This window comes from Pseudomonas sp. EB271-G4-1, from assembly GCF_058791355.1.
This window is the reverse complement of the sequence record NZ_JBYTEO010000004.1, coordinates 1-22134: the sequence shown is the minus strand read 5'-3', so window position 1 is coordinate 22134 and position 22134 is coordinate 1. Positions and strand designations below refer to the sequence as shown.

At 59.3% G+C, this 22134-nt stretch carries 21 protein-coding genes and 1 tRNA gene; 13 read left to right on the top strand and 9 right to left on the bottom strand.

From position 1 onward, the window contains the following. Positions 1-181 precede the first annotated feature (181 nt). The 3 genes from AC3WWR_RS03085 to AC3WWR_RS03075 all read left to right on the top strand — a co-directional run bounded on the left by AC3WWR_RS03085 (position 182) and on the right by AC3WWR_RS03075 (position 3973). Positions 182-979 (top strand): helix-turn-helix transcriptional regulator, encoded by a 798-nt coding sequence (locus AC3WWR_RS03085; protein ID WP_050511579.1) that lies wholly within the window; start codon positions 182-184, stop codon positions 977-979. A 48-nt stretch (positions 980-1027) separates the two neighbouring features. Then, a complete protein-coding gene (locus tag AC3WWR_RS03080; RefSeq protein WP_020795744.1) occupies positions 1028-2410 on the top strand; it encodes an aspartate aminotransferase family protein in 1383 nt (460 codons plus the stop codon). 183 nt (positions 2411-2593) lie between these two features. Then, positions 2594-3973: an APC family permease gene (locus tag AC3WWR_RS03075; protein WP_492598445.1), complete on the top strand. Its 1380-nt coding sequence runs from the start codon at positions 2594-2596 to the stop codon at positions 3971-3973. Between the two features lie 160 nt (positions 3974-4133). On the opposite strand, the gene AC3WWR_RS03070 is transcribed toward AC3WWR_RS03075, so the two are convergent. From AC3WWR_RS03070 to AC3WWR_RS03055, 4 genes are all read right to left on the bottom strand, one after another. Beyond that, positions 4134-4209, bottom strand: a tRNA-Phe gene (locus AC3WWR_RS03070). Positions 4210-4312: 103 nt separating this feature from the next. Then, on the bottom strand, positions 4313-4585 hold the full coding sequence (locus AC3WWR_RS03065) for an oxidative damage protection protein (protein WP_033043799.1): 273 nt from the start codon (positions 4583-4585) through the stop codon (positions 4313-4315). Then, complete coding sequence (mutY, locus tag AC3WWR_RS03060) at positions 4582-5649, bottom strand: A/G-specific adenine glycosylase (RefSeq protein WP_033043801.1); 1068 nt, start codon at positions 5647-5649, stop codon at positions 4582-4584. Before mutY ends, AC3WWR_RS03065 begins: the two co-directional genes overlap by 4 nt. Then, positions 5646-7871: an AsmA family protein gene (locus AC3WWR_RS03055; protein WP_020795740.1), complete on the bottom strand. Its 2226-nt coding sequence runs from the start codon at positions 7869-7871 to the stop codon at positions 5646-5648. The genes mutY and AC3WWR_RS03055 overlap by 4 nt, the downstream gene beginning before the upstream one ends. Positions 7872-8280: 409 nt before the next feature. On the opposite strand from AC3WWR_RS03055, the gene AC3WWR_RS03050 reads away from it, so the two are divergent. The 7 genes from AC3WWR_RS03050 to AC3WWR_RS03020 all read left to right on the top strand — a co-directional run bounded on the left by AC3WWR_RS03050 (position 8281) and on the right by AC3WWR_RS03020 (position 14120). Then, a complete protein-coding gene (locus AC3WWR_RS03050) occupies positions 8281-9945 on the top strand; it encodes an OFA family MFS transporter (protein WP_020795739.1) in 1665 nt (554 codons plus the stop codon). A 292-nt stretch (positions 9946-10237) separates the two neighbouring features. Then, positions 10238-10831 (top strand): imidazoleglycerol-phosphate dehydratase HisB, encoded by a 594-nt coding sequence (gene hisB / locus AC3WWR_RS03045; RefSeq protein WP_007939452.1) that lies wholly within the window; start codon positions 10238-10240, stop codon positions 10829-10831. Beyond that, a complete protein-coding gene (gene hisH / locus AC3WWR_RS03040) occupies positions 10831-11469 on the top strand; it encodes an imidazole glycerol phosphate synthase subunit HisH (RefSeq protein WP_020795738.1) in 639 nt (212 codons plus the stop codon). The genes hisB and hisH overlap by 1 nt, the downstream gene beginning before the upstream one ends. Continuing rightward, positions 11469-11726, top strand: a complete 258-nt coding sequence (locus AC3WWR_RS03035) for a DUF2164 domain-containing protein (protein WP_020795737.1) — start codon at positions 11469-11471, stop codon at positions 11724-11726. Before hisH ends, AC3WWR_RS03035 begins: the two co-directional genes overlap by 1 nt. Positions 11727-11768: 42 nt before the next feature. Beyond that, positions 11769-12506: a 1-(5-phosphoribosyl)-5-[(5-phosphoribosylamino)methylideneamino]imidazole-4-carboxamide isomerase gene (hisA, locus tag AC3WWR_RS03030; protein ID WP_020795736.1), complete on the top strand. Its 738-nt coding sequence runs from the start codon at positions 11769-11771 to the stop codon at positions 12504-12506. Between the two features lie 9 nt (positions 12507-12515). Next, on the top strand, positions 12516-13286 hold the full coding sequence (gene hisF, locus AC3WWR_RS03025) for an imidazole glycerol phosphate synthase subunit HisF (protein WP_007897430.1): 771 nt from the start codon (positions 12516-12518) through the stop codon (positions 13284-13286). 78 nt (positions 13287-13364) lie between these two features. Continuing rightward, positions 13365-14120, top strand: coding sequence for a substrate-binding periplasmic protein (locus tag AC3WWR_RS03020; RefSeq protein ID WP_020795735.1), 756 nt, complete (start codon positions 13365-13367; stop codon positions 14118-14120). Between the two features lie 52 nt (positions 14121-14172). Here the strand turns inward: AC3WWR_RS03020 and AC3WWR_RS03015 are convergent, their stop codons facing one another. From AC3WWR_RS03015 to gpmI, 5 genes are all read right to left on the bottom strand, one after another. Continuing rightward, positions 14173-15396 (bottom strand): Vps62-related protein, encoded by a 1224-nt coding sequence (locus tag AC3WWR_RS03015; RefSeq protein WP_033043802.1) that lies wholly within the window; start codon positions 15394-15396, stop codon positions 14173-14175. A 113-nt stretch (positions 15397-15509) separates the two neighbouring features. Next, positions 15510-16277: a divergent polysaccharide deacetylase family protein gene (locus tag AC3WWR_RS03010; RefSeq protein WP_033043803.1), complete on the bottom strand. Its 768-nt coding sequence runs from the start codon at positions 16275-16277 to the stop codon at positions 15510-15512. 1 nt (position 16278) lies between these two features. Next, the gene (locus AC3WWR_RS03005) at positions 16279-17598 is read right to left on the bottom strand and encodes a S41 family peptidase (RefSeq protein WP_033043804.1); all 1320 of its coding nucleotides are present in this window, start codon (positions 17596-17598) and stop codon (positions 16279-16281) included. Positions 17599-17632: 34 nt separating this feature from the next. Next, positions 17633-18928 carry a murein hydrolase activator EnvC family protein gene (locus AC3WWR_RS03000; protein WP_033043805.1) on the bottom strand — a complete coding sequence of 432 codons (1296 nt, stop codon included), beginning with the start codon at positions 18926-18928 and terminating at the stop codon, positions 17633-17635. A 191-nt stretch (positions 18929-19119) separates the two neighbouring features. Beyond that, on the bottom strand, positions 19120-20649 hold the full coding sequence (gpmI, locus tag AC3WWR_RS02995; RefSeq protein ID WP_020795730.1) for a 2,3-bisphosphoglycerate-independent phosphoglycerate mutase: 1530 nt from the start codon (positions 20647-20649) through the stop codon (positions 19120-19122). A gap of 153 nt (positions 20650-20802) precedes the next feature. On the opposite strand from gpmI, the gene AC3WWR_RS02990 reads away from it, so the two are divergent. Genes AC3WWR_RS02990 through secB form a run of 3 tightly spaced genes read left to right on the top strand, consistent with a single transcriptional unit; the run spans position 20803 to position 22000 of the window. Beyond that, positions 20803-21216, top strand: a complete 414-nt coding sequence (locus AC3WWR_RS02990) for a rhodanese-like domain-containing protein (RefSeq protein WP_033043806.1) — start codon at positions 20803-20805, stop codon at positions 21214-21216. 1 nt (position 21217) lies between these two features. Next, positions 21218-21472 (top strand): glutaredoxin 3, encoded by a 255-nt coding sequence (gene grxC / locus AC3WWR_RS02985; protein ID WP_008058538.1) that lies wholly within the window; start codon positions 21218-21220, stop codon positions 21470-21472. 42 nt (positions 21473-21514) lie between these two features. Next, a complete protein-coding gene (secB, locus tag AC3WWR_RS02980; RefSeq protein ID WP_008058540.1) occupies positions 21515-22000 on the top strand; it encodes a protein-export chaperone SecB in 486 nt (161 codons plus the stop codon). Positions 22001-22134 lie beyond the last annotated feature (134 nt).

The following is a 22134-nucleotide window of genomic DNA, read 5'->3' as shown; positions in this document are numbered from 1 at the left end:
GGGGCGGCCGTTTGGCACCCTTTGGTCGACTCACCCTATCGGGTGATATCGGCAGTTTTCCGAGCGTGGGAACATCATTTCAACCCCGGCACCAGTCACCTCGTGTCGTTCCCAACCGTTCTTTTGGCGAGTCTTTGAAGTGGAAAACGATCGGTTTGTTTCTGCGCAATGGTTCGAACAGATGGCCAAGGTGACCGAGAGTATCGGTCAACCGGGATTCACCGCGACGCTGTTCGAAACCCTGGGCTGTATCTGGCCCATTCAGGCGACGACGCTGTACCAGTATCCGCATGGCGGCATGCCCAGCGCGCTGTTCGAACTTGACGGCCCCTGGCTGCCGCAAGGCAATGTGCGCCAGTACCTGTCCGGGTTCTATCTGCTCGACCCGTTCTACGGTGCCTGTGTAGAGGGCTTTAGCTCCGGTTGCTACGACCTTGCTGATGTCGCTCCCGACCACTTCGAGCTCAGCGAGTATTACCAGTCGTTCTATCGGCACTCGCACCTTCAGGATGAGTTGAACTACATCCTGCAGTTGTCTCCCGGGCTGAGCCTGGCTGTCTCGCTGGCGTTCACGGAAAAACTGGACGCCGCCACGACGCAGCAGTTCAAGCGCATTGCGCCCTGGGTCCTGACCTTGCTGAAAAAGCATTTTGTCGGCCTGGACACGCGCGGCGCTCGTTTCGAAAACCTGTTGGAGCAGCGCATCCACTCGGCACTGGATAACTTCGGCTCGTCGATCCTGACCGAGCGCGAATGTCGAATCGCGCAACTGATCCTGCGTGGCCATTCGACCCGCTCCCTGGCCGAGCGCCTGGGGGTGTCGGAGGACACCATCAAGTCTCACCGTAAAAACGTCTACTGCAAGCTCGACATCGGCACGCAATCGGAATTGTTCTCACTGTTCATCGATTCGTTGGCCGAAGCTCAGGGCGTGCTCAGCAAAGACCCGCTTGAAAGCTACATGAGCAAGAGCCGCTGAACGGACTTGCTCCCCCTCGCGTGACTACCAACAAAAGAGAAAAAAGCCATGAATGCACCCTTCGAACCGAAACGGCAGACTCAGGATTATCAGAAGTCCGATGCCGCCCACCATATCCATGCATTTGTGGATCAGAAGGCGCTCAATGCCGAAGGCCCTCGAGTGATGGTACGCGGCGAGAGACTGTATCTCTGGGACAACGATGACAAGCGCTACCTGGACGGCATGTCGGGCCTGTGGTGCACACAGCTCGGCTACGGTCGCAAGGACCTGACCGCCGCGGCGGCTGCGCAGATGGACCAATTGCCGTACTACAACATGTTCTTCCACACCACACATCCAGCGGTGATCGAGCTGTCGGAGCTGCTGTTCAGCCTGCTGCCGGGTCACTACAGCCACGTCATCTACACCAACTCCGGCTCCGAAGCGAACGAGGTGCTGATCCGTACCGTTCGCCGTTACTGGCAGGTCGTTGGCAAGCCACAGAAGAAAATCATGATCGGCCGCTGGAACGGTTATCACGGTTCGACCCTGGCAGCCACTGCGCTGGGCGGGATGAAGTTCATGCACGAGATGGGTGGCCCGATTCCAGACGTCGCGCACATCGATGAGCCTTACTGGTACGCCCAGGGCGGCGAGCTGACCCCGGCCGAGTTCGGTCGTCGCTGTGCCCTGCAACTGGAAGAGAAGATTCTTGAGCTGGGTGCCGAAAATGTCGCGGGCTTTATCGCCGAGCCTTTCCAGGGCGCTGGCGGCATGATTTTCCCGCCCGAGAGCTACTGGCCGGAAATCCAGCGCATCTGCCGCCAATACGATGTGCTGCTGTGTGCCGATGAAGTGATCGGTGGTTTTGGTCGCACGGGCGAGTGGTTCGCACACCAGTATTTCGGTTTCGAGCCGGACACCCTGTCGATCGCCAAGGGCCTGACTTCCGGTTACGTGCCGATGGGTGGCCTGGTGCTGGGCAAGCGCATTGCCGATGCGCTGGTGGAGCAGGGCGGCGTCTTCGCCCACGGCCTGACCTATTCCGGACACCCGGTCGCGGCCGCGGTCGCGCTCGCCAACCTCAAGGCGTTGCGTGACGAAGGCATCGTGCGCCAGGTGAAGGAGGATACCGGACCGTACTTGCAGCGGATCCTGCGCGAAGTGTTTGGCAACCACCCGATGATCGGCGAGATCCAGGGCGCGGGCCTCGTCGCGGCCTTGCAGTTCGCTGAGGACAAGGCTACGCGCAAACGCTTCACCAACGAAAACGATCTGGCGTGGCAGTGCCGCACCTTTGGTTTTGAAGAGGGTGTGATCATTCGTTCGACCTTGGGCCGCATGATCATGGCGCCGGCACTTGTGGCAACGCGCGCGGAGCTGGACGAGCTGGTTGAAAAGACCCGTATCGCGGTAGACCGCACTGCACGGATCGCGGGAAAGCTCTGAGCTCATCTGTGGGCCAGGCATGCTCGGGGCGGTGATCAACAGCGTTGCATCGCCCTGTATGCCTATCGATTGAACAAGTGGCTGTCGGAAATCGGGCAGCCCACCCTTCAGCAGATCATTCACTAACGGTAACCGTTCTTCGGATACCGCAGCGTCCTGCATTCAAATTTTCAGGAGTCAGCAATGAATACAATAACAAGCGTGGCCGACACTCCTTCCCATCACTCCCCATCGGAATCGGTTTCGCCTGGCAGGTTTCGACAATCCCTGGGTCTTACCGCTCTGGTCCTCTTCGGCCTGGCGTACATGGTCCCGCTGGCGGTGTTCACCACCTATGGCCTGGTGACCCAGATGACCGAGGGCCACTTGCCTACCGCCTACCTGCTGACCCTTGCCGCCATGCTGCTGACTGCCTACAGCTACGGACGCATGGTGCAGGCACATCCGTATTCGGGATCGGTGTACTCCTATACGCGTAAGGCCTTCGGTAGCTACTTTGGCTTCATGGCCGGCTGGACCTTGTTGCTGGACTATATCTTCCTGCCGCTGCTCAGTTATCTGCTGATCGGCATCTACATGTCCGAATACTTCCCCGCAGTTCCCGCGGCGGTGTGGGTGGTTGGCTCCATTGCCCTGGTGACCTTCCTTAACCTGATCGGTATCGAATCCATCACCCGGGTCAACTTGCTGCTCGTGGTTGTCCAGTTGGTCTTCATCGTCGTGTTCGTGGCGTTGTCGATCCATAACCTGGGGGATCAGTCGGAGCCGGTTTCGTTGCTCGCACCCTTCCACCACGAGGGCTTCAGCGTTCCGCTGATCATGACCGGCGCAGCGGTCCTGTGTCTCTCCTTCCTCGGCTTCGACGCCGTGTCGACCATGGCCGAGGAGACGCCAAACCCGCGGCGTCTCATCCCCCTCGCCATCATGGTGGTGAGCATGCTTGGTGGCCTGCTGTTTGTCCTTGTTTCGTATTTCGCGCAAATGGTCTATCCACAATGGAACACCTTTGCCGACCCGGACTCGGCGTCGCTGGACGTCATGCGCCGCGTGGGGGGTGAACTGCTGGTGACCGCCTTTACCGCCACCTACGTGGCCGGGTGTTTTGCCTCGGCGATGGTCTCCCAGGCCAGCGTCTCCCGGGTGCTGTTCGCCATGGGGCGGGATGGTGCGCTGCCGCGGGTGTTCGGCAGGCTGGTCTCGAAGAAGCGGGTGCCGGCCACGGCGATCATGCTGGTCAGTCTGTTCTCGCTGATTGCCCTGTTCATCACCCTGGATACCGTGGCCAACATGATCAGCTTCGGCGCGCTCTTCGCGTTCTCGGCGGTGAACCTGGCGGTGATCAAGCATTACCTCGTCGACCAGAAGATGCGCGGCCTGCGCAATTGCCTGATCTACGGTCTGGTGCCGGCCCTGGGCTTCCTCAGCACCATTTGGCTTTGGACCAGCCTGTCCAGCATGTCGTTCATGATTGGTCTTGGCTGGATGGGGTTAGGGTTACTTTGTTTGATGGGCGTTACGCGTGGGTTCCGGATGAAGCTGCCGGAGTTGCAGATGGCGGAGTGAACGACTGCTGAGGCCGGGCTACTCCAGCCGCCCCTTGTGATCGCTTGCCAAGCTTTCACGGGGGGCATGCAAGGGTACAAAGCCTGAAAAGCAAAAAACCCGCACTAGGCGGGTTTTTGTGTGCTTCCAGGTGTGCTTGGCATCACCTGAAAACGGAAGGTGGTGCCCAGAGACGGAATCGAACCGCCGACACGGGGATTTTCAATCCCCTGCTCTACCGACTGAGCTATCTGGGCAACGGGGCGCATTAAACGGGTTTTTCAGAGGGTCGTCAAGCAAGTTATCAAAAAAATTTAATTATTACCGTCGCTTACGATCCGACCCCCCGATTTCACGGGCTTACTCGGCAGGCGGAACGTAGCCTTCGGCCTTGGCGTAATCCTCGCCGGAGAAGTACTTGTCCATCTCGCCCTGAAGATATTTGCGGTCTTCGGCGTTCATCATGTTCAGGCGCTTTTCGTTGATCAGCAGCGTTTGGTGTTTTTGCCAATCGGCCCAGGCCTTGGCCGAGACGTGGTCAAGAATGTCCTGGCCTTTGGCACCCGGGAATGGAGCGCGCTCCAGGGCGGGCAATTCTTCTTTGTACTTGCGGCACATGATGGTGCGGGTCATGACGACTCTCCTGCGTTCAATACGGCAGCCGCGCGTTCGAGCAAGGTCTTGACCGGGGCGGCAAGGCCCAGGCGCGGCGGGGTGGCGAGGTTATACCAGAGCCAGTCGGCCTCGGCCACGTGCTGGCCGGCCTCCTGGACCTGAACCAGCCAGGGTTCGATGGATAACTGGAAATGGCTGAAGGTGTGCACCAGGTTCGGCAGTGCCTGCGGGTTGCCCAACTCCAGCGAGTGCTGCGAGGCGAGATGTTGCAGGTCGTCGAGGTCATCGAGTTCCGGCAAGCTCCACAAGCCGCCCCACAGGCCCGTGGAAGGTCGACGGTAAAGCAGGATCGCACCTTCGGCATTGGCAAGCATCGGCATCAGCGTGCGTTTCTGCGGGATGGCTTTGCGTGGCTTGGGAATCGGGTAGCGGGTTTCCAGGCCGAGCATGTGCGCTTCACAGCCTTTTTCCAGCGGGCAGAGCAGGCAGCTCGGCTTGCTGCGGGTGCAGAGCGTGGCGCCCAGGTCCATCATCGCCTGGGTGTAGGCGTTCACCCGATCGTGCGGCGTAAAGCGCTCAGCGTTCGCCCATAGCTGTTTGGCGACCTTCGGCTCGCCCGGGTAACCCTCTTGCGCGGTAAAGCGTGCCAGAACGCGTTTGACGTTGCCGTCGAGGATCGGCGCGCGCAGGCCCATGCTGATACTGGCGATCGCACCCGCCGTGGACAGGCCGATGCCGGGCAGGTCGGTGAGTTTTTCCACGTCCCGGGGGAATTCACCGCCGTACTGCTCGACGACGATTTTGGCAGTCTTCTGCAGATTCCGCGCGCGGGTGTAGTAACCAAGGCCCGTCCACAGGTGCAGCACTTCGTCCTCGGGTGCCGCCGCCAGGGCTTCGACCGTCGGCAGCGAGGCCATGAACCGGTCGAAGTAATTCAGCACGGTGCTGACCTGGGTTTGTTGCAGCATGATTTCCGAGACCCACACCCGATAAGGGGTGATGCCCTGTTGCCAGGGCAAATCGTGGCGGCCGTGGCGGTCGAACCATTCCAGCACCGCCAATGAAAACTGCTCGGCTCTCATCGCTTGAACAGCCCCTTGAGTGCGTCCTTGAGTTCCGGGCTGACCTTGTCGCCCAGTTTCTCGTCGATTTTTTCGCTGATGCGCTCGCCCGCCAGTTTGCTCGCGACCTGGCCCATGCGTTCGTTATCCAGGCGGCAGGCCTTGGCGCCGAGCTCCAGTGGGCCGCGGCAACGCAACGGCCACTGGATGCCGACAAATTTCTCGCTCACCTGGCAGGCCGGGTCCGGCATGTCGCTCTTGTCGCCTTCGACAATGATGCCCACGCGATAATCCATGCCCAAGACCCGCAGGTCGATGTCGCCGTCGCCGTTGACGGTCATGCCCGGGATGCGCACTTTCAGGTCCGGGTTGCTCGCGACGCCGTTTCGAAAGGTCAGGTTACCCTTGAGCTCCTGGAACGGTGTGTCCTTGCCCCTTGGCTCGCCGCTGAGGGACTTGCGGTTGAGCGTGGCGATGCCTTTGCACAACTGTTGTTCGAGGTTGGCATTGAGCAGCACGCCATTGTTGATGACGAAACTGGCGTTGCCATTAAGGGTTTCGATCAGCGCTTTCTGGCTGTTGCCGCTACCGGTGAGGGTGCTGTTGAGTGTTACCAGGCCTTTGACCGGTGGCTCCTTGCCCTGGCTTTCGAGGATTTTTTCCGCTGGCACCCGGCTGATTTGCGTCTGCATGTTCAGCACCGGCGCCTGCTGGCGCACATCAAGGGTGCCTTTGGCTTCGAAGTTGCCCTCGTACAGGTCGCCGCGCAGGCTGCTCAGCGTCAACAATCCACCCTGGCCGTTGGCCTTGAGCACCGCGTTGTGGATCGGCAGTTTTTCCAGGGTTAACTGGCCGAAGGTCAGGTCGGCGTCTACATCCAGCTTGCTCAGGCGTTCCACCGGCAGCAGGCGTTCGTTGCTCCAGGCTTCTTTGGTTGGGGATTGCGGCAGGGGTGTGCTGCCGGCCCCGGCCATGGCATCAGCTTCGGTGCTGGCGACTTCGGCCTGACGCACTTGCTTGGCGCTGTTAGCCTCGGCCGACTTCGGCGCCAGGTAACGGTCGACGTTGAAGGTGTCCGCCTTGAGGGTTGCGCGCAGGGATTGCTTGGCGAAATCCTCGACAGCGATGCGACCGGTAAAGGTGCTGTCGTCGACTTTCAGGTTGATGTCATCGAGCGTGAGGCTGGAGGGCGTGCCGGTCAGGCGCGTGGCCAGTTCGACCTTGCTCAGGCTGCCTTCGGCCATCGCCGGGAGTTTCTGGCCGATGCTGTCGACGAATTTCGCCAGGTCGAACTGGGCAATCGACAAGCCGCCGTTAACCTGCGGGGTTTTATCGAGGTCATTGACCTTCAGCTCGCCCAGCGCTCGCAGTTGGTTGGCGGAGACCTTGATCCCGGTCCACTCGGCGACGTTGGCAGCCTTGTCCAGCAACAGCTGGCCTTGCGCAGCGAAGGTCACGGTCTTGCCTTGCAGCGGATCGCCGGCGACTTCACCGGACAGCTTCATGTCTTCGAGCTTGTAGCGCTGCAGCGCGCGTTCGAAACGCAATTCGCCGTTGAGCTCGGTGCGCACCCGCAGAACCGGCTGGTTGGTGCCCAGGAACGCGGTGAGCTTGACCGGGATGTTGGTGGAGTCGTGCACCGGCCCGGTACTGAGCTGGATGCTTTCGGCGCTGAATTGCTTGCCGGTTTTTTCGTCGCTGTATTCCACGCGGGCGTTGTTGACGGTCAGGCTGTCGATGTCCAGGCGAATGGGCTGTGCCGGTTTTTCCGCCTGGGCGGTGGTTGGCTGCTCAGGTTCGCTGGTGGCATCGGCAGGCGTGGCCGTGGTTGCAGGCTTGGGCACCTTGCCGATGTCTTCCCAGTTGCCGTGGCCATCTTTGTCGCGGTTCAGGCGCAGGTTCAGGCCTTCGACGCGCACATCGCTCATCTGCACCTCGCGGCGCAGCAATGGCAGCACGCGGACCGACAGGCCGAGCATCTGCAGGTCGGCGAAGGGCTCGGCGGGCTTGGCCAGGGTAGCGACCGCTGCATCGTGCAGTTCCAGGCCCAGCCAAGGGAACAGGCTCCAGCCGATATCGCCATTGAGCGTCAGCTCGATGTGGGCCTTGTCGCGGGCAATCTGGCGTATCTCGTCTTTGTAGTCGTTGGGATCGAAGAGGTGGGTCAGGGCAAAGCCCAGCGCCACTACGATCAGCAACAGCCCGAGAAGTACCAGACCCAGGATTTTGCCGAACGCTTTCATGGGCGAGTCCTTGTAGTTAGTCGAATTCGAAATTTAGCCGGGGAGTATAGCGCTCCGCAGCGCCCGACCGGGCAGATCACAAGGACAGAGCGTCGAGCATCCAGGCAAAAAGTGATTTTGCCTGCGTGTAGACAGGATCTGTACCGGAGAAGAAGTGGTTAATCAGTTCGACAATGATCGCAAGGGAGGTTCCTTCAGGTGGTACGAAAACGGACAACTTCGAAAACGTGATGTCAGTTTGGTTTTTCGACCATTGGCAAATGCTACCCTGCACCGGTTCGTCCGCCCCTCTGCGACGTGATGTCGCAGGAAAAACGAGCTTTTCCCTAAAAAACGGTCATGTCTGCGTGCATTAAGGCTGAGGGTGAAAAGTGGCTGGCGAACACTACTGACAATTGGGGGATAAACAATGACCACGAGCATCACGGCAGACGGCCTTCAAGCCGGCCAGCCCGCGTTCCTTTCCAAGGAGCGCATTATCGCCAGGCCCGGTTTCAACCGATGGCTGGTGCCACCGGCCGCGCTGGCTATCCATCTGTGTATCGGCATGGCGTATGGCTTCTCGGTATTCTGGTTGCCGCTGTCCAAAGCGCTCGGCATCACCGCACCAGTGGCTTGTGCGCCCGACATGAGCTTCATCGCTCAAGTGTTTTCTTCGCAATGCGACTGGCCGATTTCGATGCTCGGCTGGATCTACACCCTGTTCTTCATCTTCCTGGGTTGCTCGGCCGCCATCTGGGGTGGCTGGCTGGAGCATGCCGGGCCGCGCAAGGCGGGTGTCGTCTCGGCGCTGTGCTGGTGTGGCGGTCTGCTGATTTCCGCGCTGGGGGTCTATACCCACCAGATCTGGCTGATGTGGATCGGCTCCGGGGTCATTGGCGGTATCGGCCTGGGCCTGGGCTACATCTCGCCGGTGTCGACCTTGATCAAGTGGTTCCCGGACAAGCGCGGCATGGCGACCGGCATGGCGATCATGGGTTTCGGCGGGGGTGCAATGGTCGGTGCGCCCTTGGCGGCGGCGTTGATGAGTCATTTTGCCTCGCCCACCAGTGTCGGCGTGTGGCAAAGCTTCCTGGTCATGGCTGCGATCTATTTCGTGTTCATGATCGGCGGCGCGCTGTCCTATCGAGTGCCGCCGACCGGCTGGAAGCCTGAAGGCTGGACGGCACCTGCGAAAAAAGCCTCGAACGCGATGATCACCCACCGTCACGTGCACGTTAACGTGGCGTGGAAGACGCCACAATTTCGCCTGGTATGGCTGGTGTTGTGCCTGAACGTATCCGCCGGTATCGGCATCCTCGGCATGGCTTCGCCACTGTTGCAGGAGGTTTTTGCCGGCAAGTTGCTGGGCAATGACCTGACATTTGGCCAACTGGACGCCTCGCAACTGGCTTCGATTGCCGCCATCGCTGCGGGCTTCACCGGTTTGCTGAGCCTGTTCAACATCGGCGGGCGTTTCTTCTGGGCCTCGTTCTCGGATTACCTGGGCCGTAAAAACACCTACTTCGTGTTCTTCGCCCTGGGCTTTGCTTTATACGGACTGATTCCGAACCTTGGGCATCTGGGCAGTGTCGCGCTGTTCGTGGCAGCCTTCTGCATCATCCTGTCGATGTACGGCGGTGGTTTTGCCACGGTCCCCGCTTATCTGGCGGACCTGTTCGGCACGCAAATGGTCGGTGCGATCCACGGTCGCCTGCTGACGGCATGGGCGGCGGCAGGTGTGTTGGGTCCGGTGCTGGTGAACTACCTGCGTGAATATCAGCTGAGCATCGGCGTCGAGCGTGCAGCGGCGTACGACATCACCTTGTACATCCTGGCGGGCCTGCTGGTACTGGGCTTTATCTGCAACCTGCTGGTGCGTCCGGTGGCCGACAAGTACTTCATGACCGACGCCGAGCTGGCTGCCGAACAGGCTCTGGGTCACGACAAAGGGGCTGACAGCAGCACCGTGCTGGAGTGGAAAGCCGATGCCGGCACCAAGCCGTTGGCGGTAGCTGCCTGGCTGGTGGTGGGTATTCCGTTGGCATGGGGTGTGTGGGTGACGCTGCAAAAAACAGCGGTACTGTTCCACTAAGAAGCTGAGGGTCTGGCCTGACATCTTCAGGCCAACACCAACCCCTGTGGGAGCGGGCTTGCTCGCGATTGCGGTCTGACAGTCGACAGAGATGTTGAATGTGCAGCCCCTTTCGCGAGCAAGCCCGCTCCCACATTTGTCTGGTGGTGCCTGAAAATGGCTTGTATGGACATGTCTATCCCCGACGACCGGGGATTCTATCCGTCAGCGATATCACCTCCCGTGTTTCTGTTTCGCGCCCGCGCCCCTATAATGGTTGCCTTTTTCGCCCAATGATTTTGCGGAGCTGGTGATGGCCGAACGTATGGCGTCAGTCGAGCGCGACACTCTGGAAACCCAGATCAAAGCCTCGATCAACCTGGATGGCACCGGAAAGGCCCGATTTGATATCGGTGTACCTTTTCTTGAGCACATGCTGGACCAGATCGCCCGTCACGGGCTGATCGACCTGGATATCGTCAGCAAAGGCGACCTGCATATCGATGACCACCACACGGTGGAAGATGTCGGTATCACCCTGGGTCAGGCATTCACCAAAGCCATCGGCGACAAGAAAGGCATCCGTCGCTACGGCCACGCCTACGTGCCGCTCGATGAAGCGCTGTCGCGCGTGGTAATCGACTTCTCCGGCCGCCCTGGCCTGCAGATGCATGTGCCGTATACCCGCGCCACCGTCGGCGGTTTCGATGTTGACCTGTTCCAGGAATTCTTCCAGGGCTTCGTCAACCACGCCAACGTCACCCTGCACATCGACAACCTGCGTGGGCACAACACCCACCACCAGATCGAAACTGTGTTCAAGGCTTTCGGCCGCGCCCTGCGCATGGCCGTGGAACTCGATGACCGCATGGCCGGGCAAATGCCTTCGACCAAGGGCGTCCTGTAATGCAGACAGTCGCGGTTATCGATTACGGCATGGGCAACCTGCACTCGGTGGCCAAGGCCCTCGAGCACGTGGGGGCTGGCAAGGTCCTGATCACCAGCGATGCGAACGTGATTCGCGAAGCCGACCGGGTGGTTTTCCCCGGTGTTGGCGCGATCCGCGACTGCATGGCGGAGATCCGTCGACTGGGTTTCGATTCACTGGTACGTGAAGTCAGCCAGGATCGTCCGTTCCTCGGCATCTGCGTTGGCATGCAGGCCTTGCTCGAACACAGCGAAGAGAACGACGGCGTCGACTGCATCGGCCTGTTCCCGGGCCAGGTGAAGTTCTTCGGCAAGGATCTTGTCGAGGACGGCGAACACCTGAAAGTCCCGCACATGGGCTGGAACGAAGTAAAGCAGAAGGTGAGTCACCCGCTGTGGCACGACATTCCAGACATGGCGCGGTTTTACTTCGTGCACAGCTACTACATCGCCGCCGGTAATGCGCGGCAGGTGGTCGGTGGCGGTCATTACGGGGTCGACTTTGCCGCAGCGCTGGCCGAAGGCTCGCGTTTCGCCGTGCAGTTCCACCCGGAGAAAAGCCATACCCATGGCCTGCAGTTGCTGCAGAACTTCGCCGCGTGGGACGGTCGCTGGTAATGGCGGTCAAGAAGAAGCCGCCGATCCTGACCCTCACTCCTGAACAGGAGAGTGAGGCCAATCACAAGATCAAGCGCTTCATGGAGGATCGCTTCGAACTGGACCTGGGTTCGTTCGAAGCGGCCGAAATCCTTGAGCTGTTCACCCGCGAAATTGCTCCTCACTATTACAACAGGGCGATATTCGATGTGCAGGCGCACCTCAAGGAGAGGTTCGAAAGCATCGAAAGCGACCTGTGGGCGCTCGAGAAAAACTGATTTCCGAGCCAAGCTGAACATTCAAATTTGAAGGTTTGCCAGATGCTGATTATTCCCGCTATCGATCTTAAAGACGGTGCCTGTGTTCGTCTGCGCCAGGGCCGCATGGAAGATTCCACAGTGTTCTCCGATGACCCGGTGAGCATGGCTGCCAAGTGGGTGGAGGGCGGTTGCCGTCGTCTGCATCTGGTCGACCTGAACGGTGCGTTCGAAGGCCAGCCGGTCAACGGCGAAGTGGTCACCGCGATTGCCAGGCGCTACCCGAACCTGCCGATCCAGATCGGCGGTGGCATCCGTTCCCTGGAAACCATCGAACACTACGTGAAAGCGGGCGTGAGCTACGTGATCATCGGCACCAAGGCCGTGAAAGATCCGGCCTTCGTTGCCGAAGCCTGCCGCGCGTTCCCGGGCAAGGTAATTGTCGGCCTGGACGCCAAGGACGGTTTCGTCGCTACCGATGGCTGGGCTGAAATCAGCACCATCCAGGTGATCGACCTGGCCAAGCAATTTGAAGCCGACGGCGTGTCCGCCATCGTTTATACCGACATCGCCAAAGACGGCATGATGCAGGGTTGCAACGTGCCGTTCACCGCTGCGCTGGCGGCTGCCACGAAGATCCCGGTGATCGCTTCCGGTGGCATCCACAACCTGGGTGACATCAAGACCCTGCTCGACGCCAAGGCGCCAGGCATCATCGGTGCGATCACCGGTCGTGCGATTTATGAAGGCACCCTCGACGTCGCTGAAGCGCAAGCTTTCTGCGATTCGTACAAAGGCTGAGGACTGACCATGGCGCTGGCCAAACGCATCATCCCTTGCCTGGACGTGGATAACGGCCGGGTCGTCAAAGGTGTGAAGTTCGAGAACATCCGTGACGCGGGCGACCCGGTGGAGATCGCCCGTCGTTATGACGAGCAGGGTGCCGACGAGATTACTTTCCTCGACATCACTGCCAGCGTCGACGGTCGCGACACCACGCTGCATACCGTCGAGCGCATGGCCAGCCAGGTGTTTATCCCGCTGACCGTGGGCGGTGGCGTACGCACCGTGCAGGACATTCGTAACCTGCTCAATGCCGGTGCGGACAAGGTCTCGATCAACACCGCTGCCGTGTTCAACCCGGAATTCGTCGGTGAAGCGGCGCAGCACTTCGGTTCGCAATGCATCGTGGTTGCCATTGATGCGAAGAAGGTCTCGGGACCTGGCGAAACCCCGCGCTGGGAAATCTTCACCCACGGTGGGCGCAAGCCCACCGGGCTCGACGCGGTCGAATGGGCGAAGAAGATGGAAGGCCTGGGTGCCGGTGAGATCCTCCTGACCAGCATGGACCAGGACGGCATGAAAAATGGCTTCGACCTGGGTGTCACCCGCGCCATCAGCGATGCATTGGGCATTCCGGTGATCGCTTCCGGCGGTGTCGGCAACCTGCAGCACCTGGCCGACGGCATTCTCGAGGGCCACGCCAGTGCAGTGTTGGCAGCGAGTATTTTCCACTTCGGTGAATACACCGTTCAAGAAGCCAAGGCCTATATGGCCCACCGCGGTATTGTGATGCGCTGAACAAACCAGTACAGGCCAGTGGACATCATGGCGGGCTCAGGGCACTCTTGAGTACGCCATGGATTTCGGTAGCCAGACATGTTTAAACGCATTCTTCTTGTCCTCGCCAGCGCTTCCTTGTTGCTCATCAGTAGCGCACGCGCCGCCGACAGCTCCACCACGGAACTGGTGTTGCTGACGGAAAACTTCCCGCCGTACAACATGGCCAAGAACGGCAAGAACTTCGCTCAGGACGAGAACATCAATGGGATCGCCGTGGACATCGTCCGCGAGATGTTCAAGCGCGCCAACGTCACTTATAGCCTGACCCTGCGTTTCCCCTGGGAGCGTGTCTACAAACTCGCGCTGGAAAACCCCGGTTACGGAGCATTCGTGATGGCCCGTTTGCCGGACCGCGAGCGGCTTTTCAAATGGGTCGGGCCGATCGGTCCGGATGACTGGATCATGCTGGCCAAGGCTGACAGCAAAATCTCCCTCGAGACCCTGGAGGACGCGCGCAAGTACAGGATTGGCGCGTACAAGGGCGATGCGATTGCCGAGACGCTCGCCAAGCAGGGCCTGAAGCCCATCGTGGTGCTACGTGATCAGGATAATGCGAAGAAGCTGGTCAGCGGACAGATCGACCTGTGGGCCACCGGCGACCCGGCCGGGCGCTATCTGGCGCGCCAGGACGGGGTAAACGGGCTGAAGACCGTGTTGCGTTTCAACAGCGCCGAGCTGTACCTGGCGCTGAACAAGGACGTACCGCAGGCAACTGTCGCCAAGTTACAAGCTGCACTGGATCAGATGCGCAAGGACGGCGTGGTCGACGAGATCATGGGGCGGTATCTATAGTTGCTGCTGGAATTTCTACTGGTTAAAGGGTGGGTGTGACTTCATCCGTCTTTTAAGATGAGAATTCAGTCAGGTGTAAATTGCTCATGTCGGTGTAATTAAGTTCTGTAGTGACTTGAGTTCTGTCTTCGCGCAGCAGTCTGTAGTTACTCTGCATTTGATATACCGCCACAGTTCTGTTTTTCGAGACGACGATAAAGACTTCTGTGGCAGCATGGGCGGACCATCCGCCTGACTCATCAGAATGAGCAAATTTCTTGTCCAATCTCCCCGAAAAGTTGATGAGAGGCGCCTGCACGTTGATTGGCCATTCACTATCGAATTCGATAGACGTGACGAGGGCGAATGCCGTCAGGCTTTGACGTGTCTGAACTCTGTGTACTATCCACTTGAAGGTTTTACTCGCGGCGTCTTCATTATGGCCGCTTCCCACGAGCACATACTGGTCTGTCCTCTCCAAGAGGTATGAAGGCGTTGTGCGTAGTTGCTCAATCGGGCTCAGAACCGGGTCTATTACGGTAAACCAGGGAAGTTTGGCGATGTAAGTGGTTTCGGCTTTTTCGAGTTGTGTAGGCTGCCCGATCCCGGACAGTACTGGTGCCTGCAGCTGGGGGTTGATTTGAAGCGGGATGCTCATTCGCAATGAATAAGTAGTGAGTGTCGTCGGTTTGGAATAGCCTCTAACACCGGCAAAGGTACCGGGTGAAATGTAGATTTCACCGTTTTGCGCGATGGGTGGGCAGATGCTCCAAGCGCTGAGATCCTGTCGCGCACCACTGCTTTTATCGCTCCAGATCAAGTTGCCGACAGTTGAGGCTACTACCAGGTCCTCCCTGATGCATCGAACCACGTTGAGCGAAGGTTTTTCACGGTCGGAACACACCATCCCCATTGCAACGTAGCCATCGGGAGGGATCGGGCGCCAAATCGTGCAGTCCGCAACGGTTGTTGAGCCTGCACTTCTCCAGACTTGTTCGAAGTCGATAGGTGGGCTGAGTGCATTAACTTTGGTGCTTTCTCCACTTTTTGGTCCTTCGCAGACGACCACGGCCACTTTTTTACTATTAATACTGTCATGTCCAGGAATGACTAAATCGCCCAGAGAGAAATAGCCCGGCAGCAAATCAGGGGCTGGCGCAGCGCGCCAAAAGGTTGCGGGCTTCGCTTGTGATCGCCCGCTGTCCCAGAGTCGCTGAAACTCTGTCGTAAAGTTGATTAGCAAGTTATCGACTTTTATCGAGCCTATTGGTTTTGTAGCGCTGTTCTCGGTGTTCATGGTTATTCCTGATATGTAAAAGGCGACTCAGGGCCGCGACCTGTTGCAGGTCTCAATATCTGGAATTGGAAGAGGTGTCGGGCGGTAGCTATGTATAGGTGCGTGGCGAGTTGTTACCGGTAAATTCCGTCTTTGCCATGGGCAACCATGGCGCGATTGCCGCGCACACTGACCATCTGCTTGATATCAATCCACTCGATGCCCTGAGCCTTGAGCTTGGGCAGTTCACGCTCCAACACCGCCAGCGTCTGTGGATACGGATGCCCGATCATCACCGCCGAACCCTGCTTACGCGCAAGGCTGATTGCTGTCTGCAACTGGGTGAAGATTGCCGCTTCAGTGCGCTCATCATCCAGAAACACATCACGCGAAATACTCGCCAATCCAATCTTCTGCGCTTCGGCCGCTGCCACAGTCTGCGCGCTGGTGCGACTATCCACGAAGAGCTTGTGCCGACGCTGCAGGTCAGCCATCAACCAGGCCATGGCTGGGCGTTGGGCAGTCATGCGGCTGCCCATGTGGTTATTGATGCCAGCGGTATAGGGTACGACCTTGAGTGCTGCGTTCAGGCGTTTATCGAGCTCTTCGACAGGCAAGTCGGGATGCCAGGCGAACGGACCGGTGGCCGGGTCCATGGGCATGTGCAGGATGACGATCTTGCCGGCACGATGGGCTTCGCGGGCGAATTCGGTGGCGTGAGGGGTGTCGGGCATGATTGCCGCCGTCACCGGCCCCGGAAGGGCCAGTACCTGGCGATCCCGGGGCAGGTTTTGCCCCAGGTCATCGATGATCAGGCTGATATAAGCCTTTTGAGGGGCGGGCGCAGCGTGAACAACACCCGCCAGGCAACACAACAGCCCCAGGACTACCCGCGCAAGCATCTCAGCGGCCGGATGTGATGCTCAGCCCTTTGAGCAGGCTCAGGGCCTGGGCCAGTTGGTAATCGTCGTCTTGCGGCATCGGCTTGGACTTGCCGCCGGAACTGCTCGGTTTGTCGGCGCCACCGTTGCCGTTGCCCAGGTGACCTTGCAGGTCGGCTTCCTTGAAGTAGTCGCCGTCTTGCTCGTTGGTGATCTTGGCCTTGCGCACTTCGATGTCCGGGACGATACCCTGGGCCTGGATCGAGCGGCCGTTGGGCGTGTAGTACAAGGCTGTGGTGATCTTCAGCGCTCGGTCGTTGTTCAGTGGCAGCACGGTTTGCACCGAGCCTTTGCCGAAACTCGGCGTACCCATGATCACCGCGCGTTTCTGGTCTTGCAGGGCGCCGGCGACGATTTCCGAGGCCGAGGCGCTGCCGCCATTGATCAGCGCGACCATTGGCACGGCTTCGCTTTCGTCCTTGCCGGTGGCAGAGAAACGCAGTTCAGAGTTGGCGATGCGGCCCTTGGTGTAGACGATCAGGCCCTTGGTGATGAAATGGTCGACCACTTCCACCGCCGATTGCAGTACGCCGCCCGGGTTGTTGCGCAGGTCGAGGATGATGCCCTTGAGTTTCTTGCCGTTGTCTTTGCGCAGCTTCGCCAGGGCCTTGGACACTTCTTCGCCGGTCTTGACCTGGAATTGGGTGATGCGGATGTAGCCATAGCCGGATTCGAGCAGCTGGCTCTTCACGCTCTTCACCTGAATGATGGCGCGGGCCAGGGTCACATCGAACGGCGTGCCGCCGTCACGTACCAGGGTCAGGGTGATTTTCTGGCCGATCTTGCCGCGCATCTTGTCCACGGCTTCGGTCATGCTCTGTCCGCGGGTGGGTTGGCCGTTGATCTTGACGATGAAGTCGCCTGCCTGGATGCCAGCCTTGGAGGCCGGTGTGTCATCGATTGGCGACACCACTTTGATGAAGCCGTCCTCGGCGCCGACTTCGATGCCCAGGCCGCCGAATTCGCCACTGGTGCTTTCCTGCAGTTCAGCGAAGTCTTCTGGTCCCAGGTAGGCGGAGTGCGGGTCAAGGTTGCTGAGCATGCCCTTGATCGCGTTTTCCAGCAGGGTCTTGTCGTCTATCGGTTCGACATACGCGGCCTTGATACGATCCATGACCTCGGCAAAGGTGCGCAACTCTTCCAGCGGCAGTGGCGCCTTGGTGGTCGCGGCAGTGCCCGCAGGCGCGACTGCCGGGGCCGGTTGAGCGGCGAACGCCAGAGGCGCGCCGATCACCAGGGCGATCGCCAGGGCCAGCGAGGTAAGGCGGGACAAATGCAGCATGTCGAACGAACTCCTAATGTAGGTGACTCAGCGCCTATCCTTGCGCGCGGCACCATTGCGCCGGATCACTCGGGTGACCCTGCTGACGAATAGCAAAGTACAGCGCTGGTGTGTCCTGCCCGCCACTGTTACCGACAGTGGAGATGGATTCACCGGCTTTTACCACGTCACCCGCAGACTTGAGCAGTGTCTGGTTGTGACCATAAAGACTCAGGAAACCGTTGCCATGGTCGAGAATCACCAGCAGCCCGGCGCCGCGCAACCAGTCGGCGAACACCACTCGACCGCCATGCACCGCATGCACCGCACTGCCTGCAGAAGCGCCGATCATTACGCCGTCCCACTTGGTCCGGGCGTCGTCGCCACGGCTTTCACCGAAGCGCGCCAACAGTCGACCATCGACAGGCCATGGAAGTTTGCCGCGAGTTGAAGCAAATGCGCCGCCAAAGGTTTCACCGGAACTGGAAACCAGTGGGCCGGGTGTTGATTTAACCGGTTTGCGTGGGGCATCGTCGTTGGCATCTGCCAGCGCCTGGGCCTCACGTAAACGCTTTTTTTCGGCTTCCTGCTGGGCGATCAGCGCTTTTTGTCGCGCCTCTTCTGCCTCACGAGCCTGGCGGGCCAAGGTTTCTTCAATAGTTTTAAGGACTTTAGACAGGTCTGCCTGATCCTGCTCACGGGCTGCCAGTTTCTGGTCGCGAGCTTTCACGTCGTCGTTGAGCTTGGCCAGGACTTGCTGGCGCTCCTGACGTACCTTCTCGAGTTCGCTACGCTGGGTTTCCAGGCTGCTTTGCTGTACCAGCAATTGCGCCTGCTGCAGGCCGATGTCTTTTTCGACATTGGCGAGCTGGCGCAGGGTTTCGTTGAAATTCTTCAGCTGCTCCAGGCGAGCCTGGCTCAGGTAGTCGTAATAGGTGAGCGTGCGGGCGAACTTCTCTGGGTTCTGCTGGTTGAGCAGCAGTTTCAAGTATTCCTGCCGGCCGTTCTGATAAGCCGCGCGGGCCTGGATGGCAATCAGTCGCTGTTGTTCAGTGCGCGCGCTCTGGAGTTTTTTTTTCTCTGCATCGAGTCGTTGTAACTCGGTTTCGCTTTTCTTCAGCTCTTTTTGCAGGGCATCGACCTGCTTCTCGAGCTTGCCCATCTCGGTTTCAGTGCCCTTGAGGTCTTTCTGCACGCCGGACTTTTCTTCCTGCAGCTTGCCCAGCAGTTTTTTCAACTCGGCAATGTCCTGACGCGTGGCGTCCAATTGTTGCTGGGTTTGCGCGCGCTCATCGGCGAAGGCCGGCTGGAGCAGGCAAGTCAGGGCGAGGGCTATCAGGACGCGGAGCATAGAGGCGGGCGACACCAAAGAAAGGGACGTCCTAGTATGCCCGCCATGAGCAGCAAAAAAAATGCCCATTTCTGACTGTGTGATGACTGGAAGGGGAGGTGGGGGGGATTTAGTCTGTAAAACCACCACAAACCACTGTGGGAGCTGGCAGGCCAGCTCCCACAGTGGTTTGTGGCGTTTGAGCGTGCGGGTTACACCAGAATCGAAGTCCCGGTCATTTCCGCCGGTTTTTCAAGGCCTAGCAGCTTCAGCATGGTCGGCGCCACATCTGCCAGCACGCCGCCTTCGCGAACCTTCAGGTCACGCTTGCCCACATAGATGAACGGCACCGGTTCGGTGGTGTGCGCGGTGTGGGCCTGGCCGGTGGTTTCGTCGGACATCTGCTCGACGTTGCCGTGGTCCGCGGTGATCAGCGCTTCGCCGCCGACTTTTTCCAGGGCATCGACGATGCGACCGACGCACTGGTCAAGGCACTCAACAGCCTTGACCGCTGCCTCGAACACACCGCTGTGGCCGACCATGTCGCCGTTGGCGTAGTTGACCACGATTACGTCGTAACGCTGGTTTTCGATGGCGTCGACGATGCGGTCGGTGACTTCAGGCGCGCTCATTTCCGGCTGCAAGTCATAGGTAGCGACTTGAGGCGACGGGATCAGGATGCGTTCTTCGCCCGGGAACGGTTCTTCACGACCGCCAGAGAAGAAGAAGGTCACGTGGGCGTATTTCTCGGTTTCGGCGATACGCAGCTGGGTCTTGCCGTTTTTCGCCAGGTAGTCGCCCAGCACGTTTTCCAGGCTGCCGGCGGCAAAGGCCGAAGGTGCGGGAATGCTGGCGGCGTATTGGGTCAGCATGACGAAACCGGCCAGTTTTGGCTGACGGGTACGTTCAAATTCCTTGAAGTCGTCCTCGACGAAAACGCGGGTCAGCTCGCGCGCGCGGTCGGCGCGGAAGTTCATGAACACCACGGCGTCGCCGTCTTCGACTTTCACCGGCTCGCCAATGGAAGTGGCCTTGACGAATTCATCGCTTTCGCCGCGCTCGTAAGCCGCTTGCAGACCTTCCTGAGCGGTGGCGGCGTTGAATTCGCCCTGGCCTTCGACGATCAGGTTGTAGGCCTGGGAGACACGGTCCCAGCGGTTGTCGCGATCCATGGCGAAATAACGACCGATGAGGCTGGCGATCCGGCCTTTACCCAGGGCCTTGAAGGTAGCGTCCAGCAGTTCGATCGACGATTGCGCGCTTTTCGGCGGGGTATCGCGGCCGTCGAGGAAGGCGTGCAGGTAGATTTTTTCGGCGCCGCGCTTGGCGGCCAGTTCGGCCATGGCGACCAGGTGATCCTGGTGGCTGTGCACACCGCCATCGGACAGCAAGCCCATGAAGTGCACGGCCTTCCCGGCAGCGACAGCTTTGTCCACCGCGGCACAGATGGTCGGGTTCTCGAAGAACTCGCCGTCGCGGATCGATTTGGTCACACGGGTGAAGTCCTGATACACCACGCGACCGGCACCGAGGTTCATGTGGCCGACTTCGGAGTTGCCCATCTGGCCGTCCGGCAAGCCGACGTCCATGCCGCTGCCCGAAATCAGGCCGTTGGGCACGGTGGCCCACAGGCGGTCCAATACAGGCTTCTTGGCGGCAAAGATCGCGTTGGATTCAGGGCTCTCACTGTGACCGAAGCCGTCGAGAATAATCAGGACCAAAGGTTTAGGCGTGGTAGTCATGGAGTCCACTCGTGGCTGAGATAAAAGAGGGCGATGGAAAAGGGAGTGGCAGTTTAAAGCGAAGTTCCGGCCACGTCACCGCCGGACGGGGTTTGGCCCACCATAGTGGCTGTGTATACTGGCCGACATTTTAACGCCCTGGAACCTCCTTCGATGGTTGCTCACCTGATTGAATTTGCCACTAACCACTACATCCTCGTCGGTATCTTCGTCGTACTGCTGGCGTTGCTGATTGCCTATCAGATGCAGGGCGGCGGCCGTAGCCTGAGCACTGGCGAATTGACTGGCCTGGTCAACAAAGACGCGGGCGTGGTAATCGACATTCGTCCTGCCAAGGATTTCGCTGCCGGTCACATTGTTGGTGCGTTGAATATTCCTCACGACAAACTGGCTGCCCGTGTTGTCGAGCTGGAAAAGCACAAGGCCAAGACCATCATCCTGGTCGACGCCATGGGCCAGACGGCCGGGACTCACGCTCGCGAACTGGTAAAGGCTGGCTTCACCGCCGCCAAACTGTCCGGTGGTGTTTCCAGCTGGAAAGCCGACAATCTGCCGCTGGTGAAGTGATATGAGCAACGTCGTCGTCTATTCCAGCGATTACTGCCCTTATTGCTCCCGAGCCAAATACCTGCTCGAGAACAAAGGCGTGGCCTTCGAAGAGATCAAGGTCGATGGCAAGCCGCAGGTGCGTGCCGCAATGGCTCAGAAGGCCGGGCGTACGTCCGTGCCGCAGATCTGGATCGGCAGCACCCACGTTGGCGGTTGTGATGATTTGTTTGCCCTGGAGCGCGCCGGCAAGCTCGACGCGCTGCTCAAGGCCTGAATTCCATACCCTATAAAAGCCCAAGATCAGAAAGGATCTGAGATGACTGACCAACAGAACACTGCAGCTAGCGAAGAAGAAACCGCACCGCAATTCTCCTTGCAGCGCATCTACGTACGTGACTTGTCCTTCGAAGCCCCGAAAAGCCCGGCGATCTTCCGCCAGCAGTGGGAGCCGAGTGTCGGTCTGGATCTCAATACCCGTCAAAAGGCGCTGGAAGGCGACTTCCATGAAGTTGTGCTGACCCTGTCGGTCACCGTGAAGAACGGTGAAGAAGTGGCATTCATCGCCGAAGTGCAACAGGCCGGTATCTTCCTGATCAAGAACCTGGACGACGCTTCGATGAGTCACACGCTGGGCGCGTTCTGCCCGAACATCCTGTTCCCGTACGCTCGCGAAGCGCTGGACAGCCTGGTGACCCGCGGCTCGTTCCCGGCCCTGATGCTGGCTCCGGTGAACTTCGATGCCTTGTACGCGCAAGAGCTGCAACGCATGCAAGCGGCGGGCGAGACTCCGACCGTCCAATAAAAGCTTCGTTTGCTCCATGAAAAAAGCGCCTATCTAGAGGCGCTTTTTTCATGGAGCAAACGAAACCTTCGAGTAGGAGCTGCCGAAGGCTGCGATCTTTTGATCTTAAAAATCAAAAGATCGCAGCCTTCGGC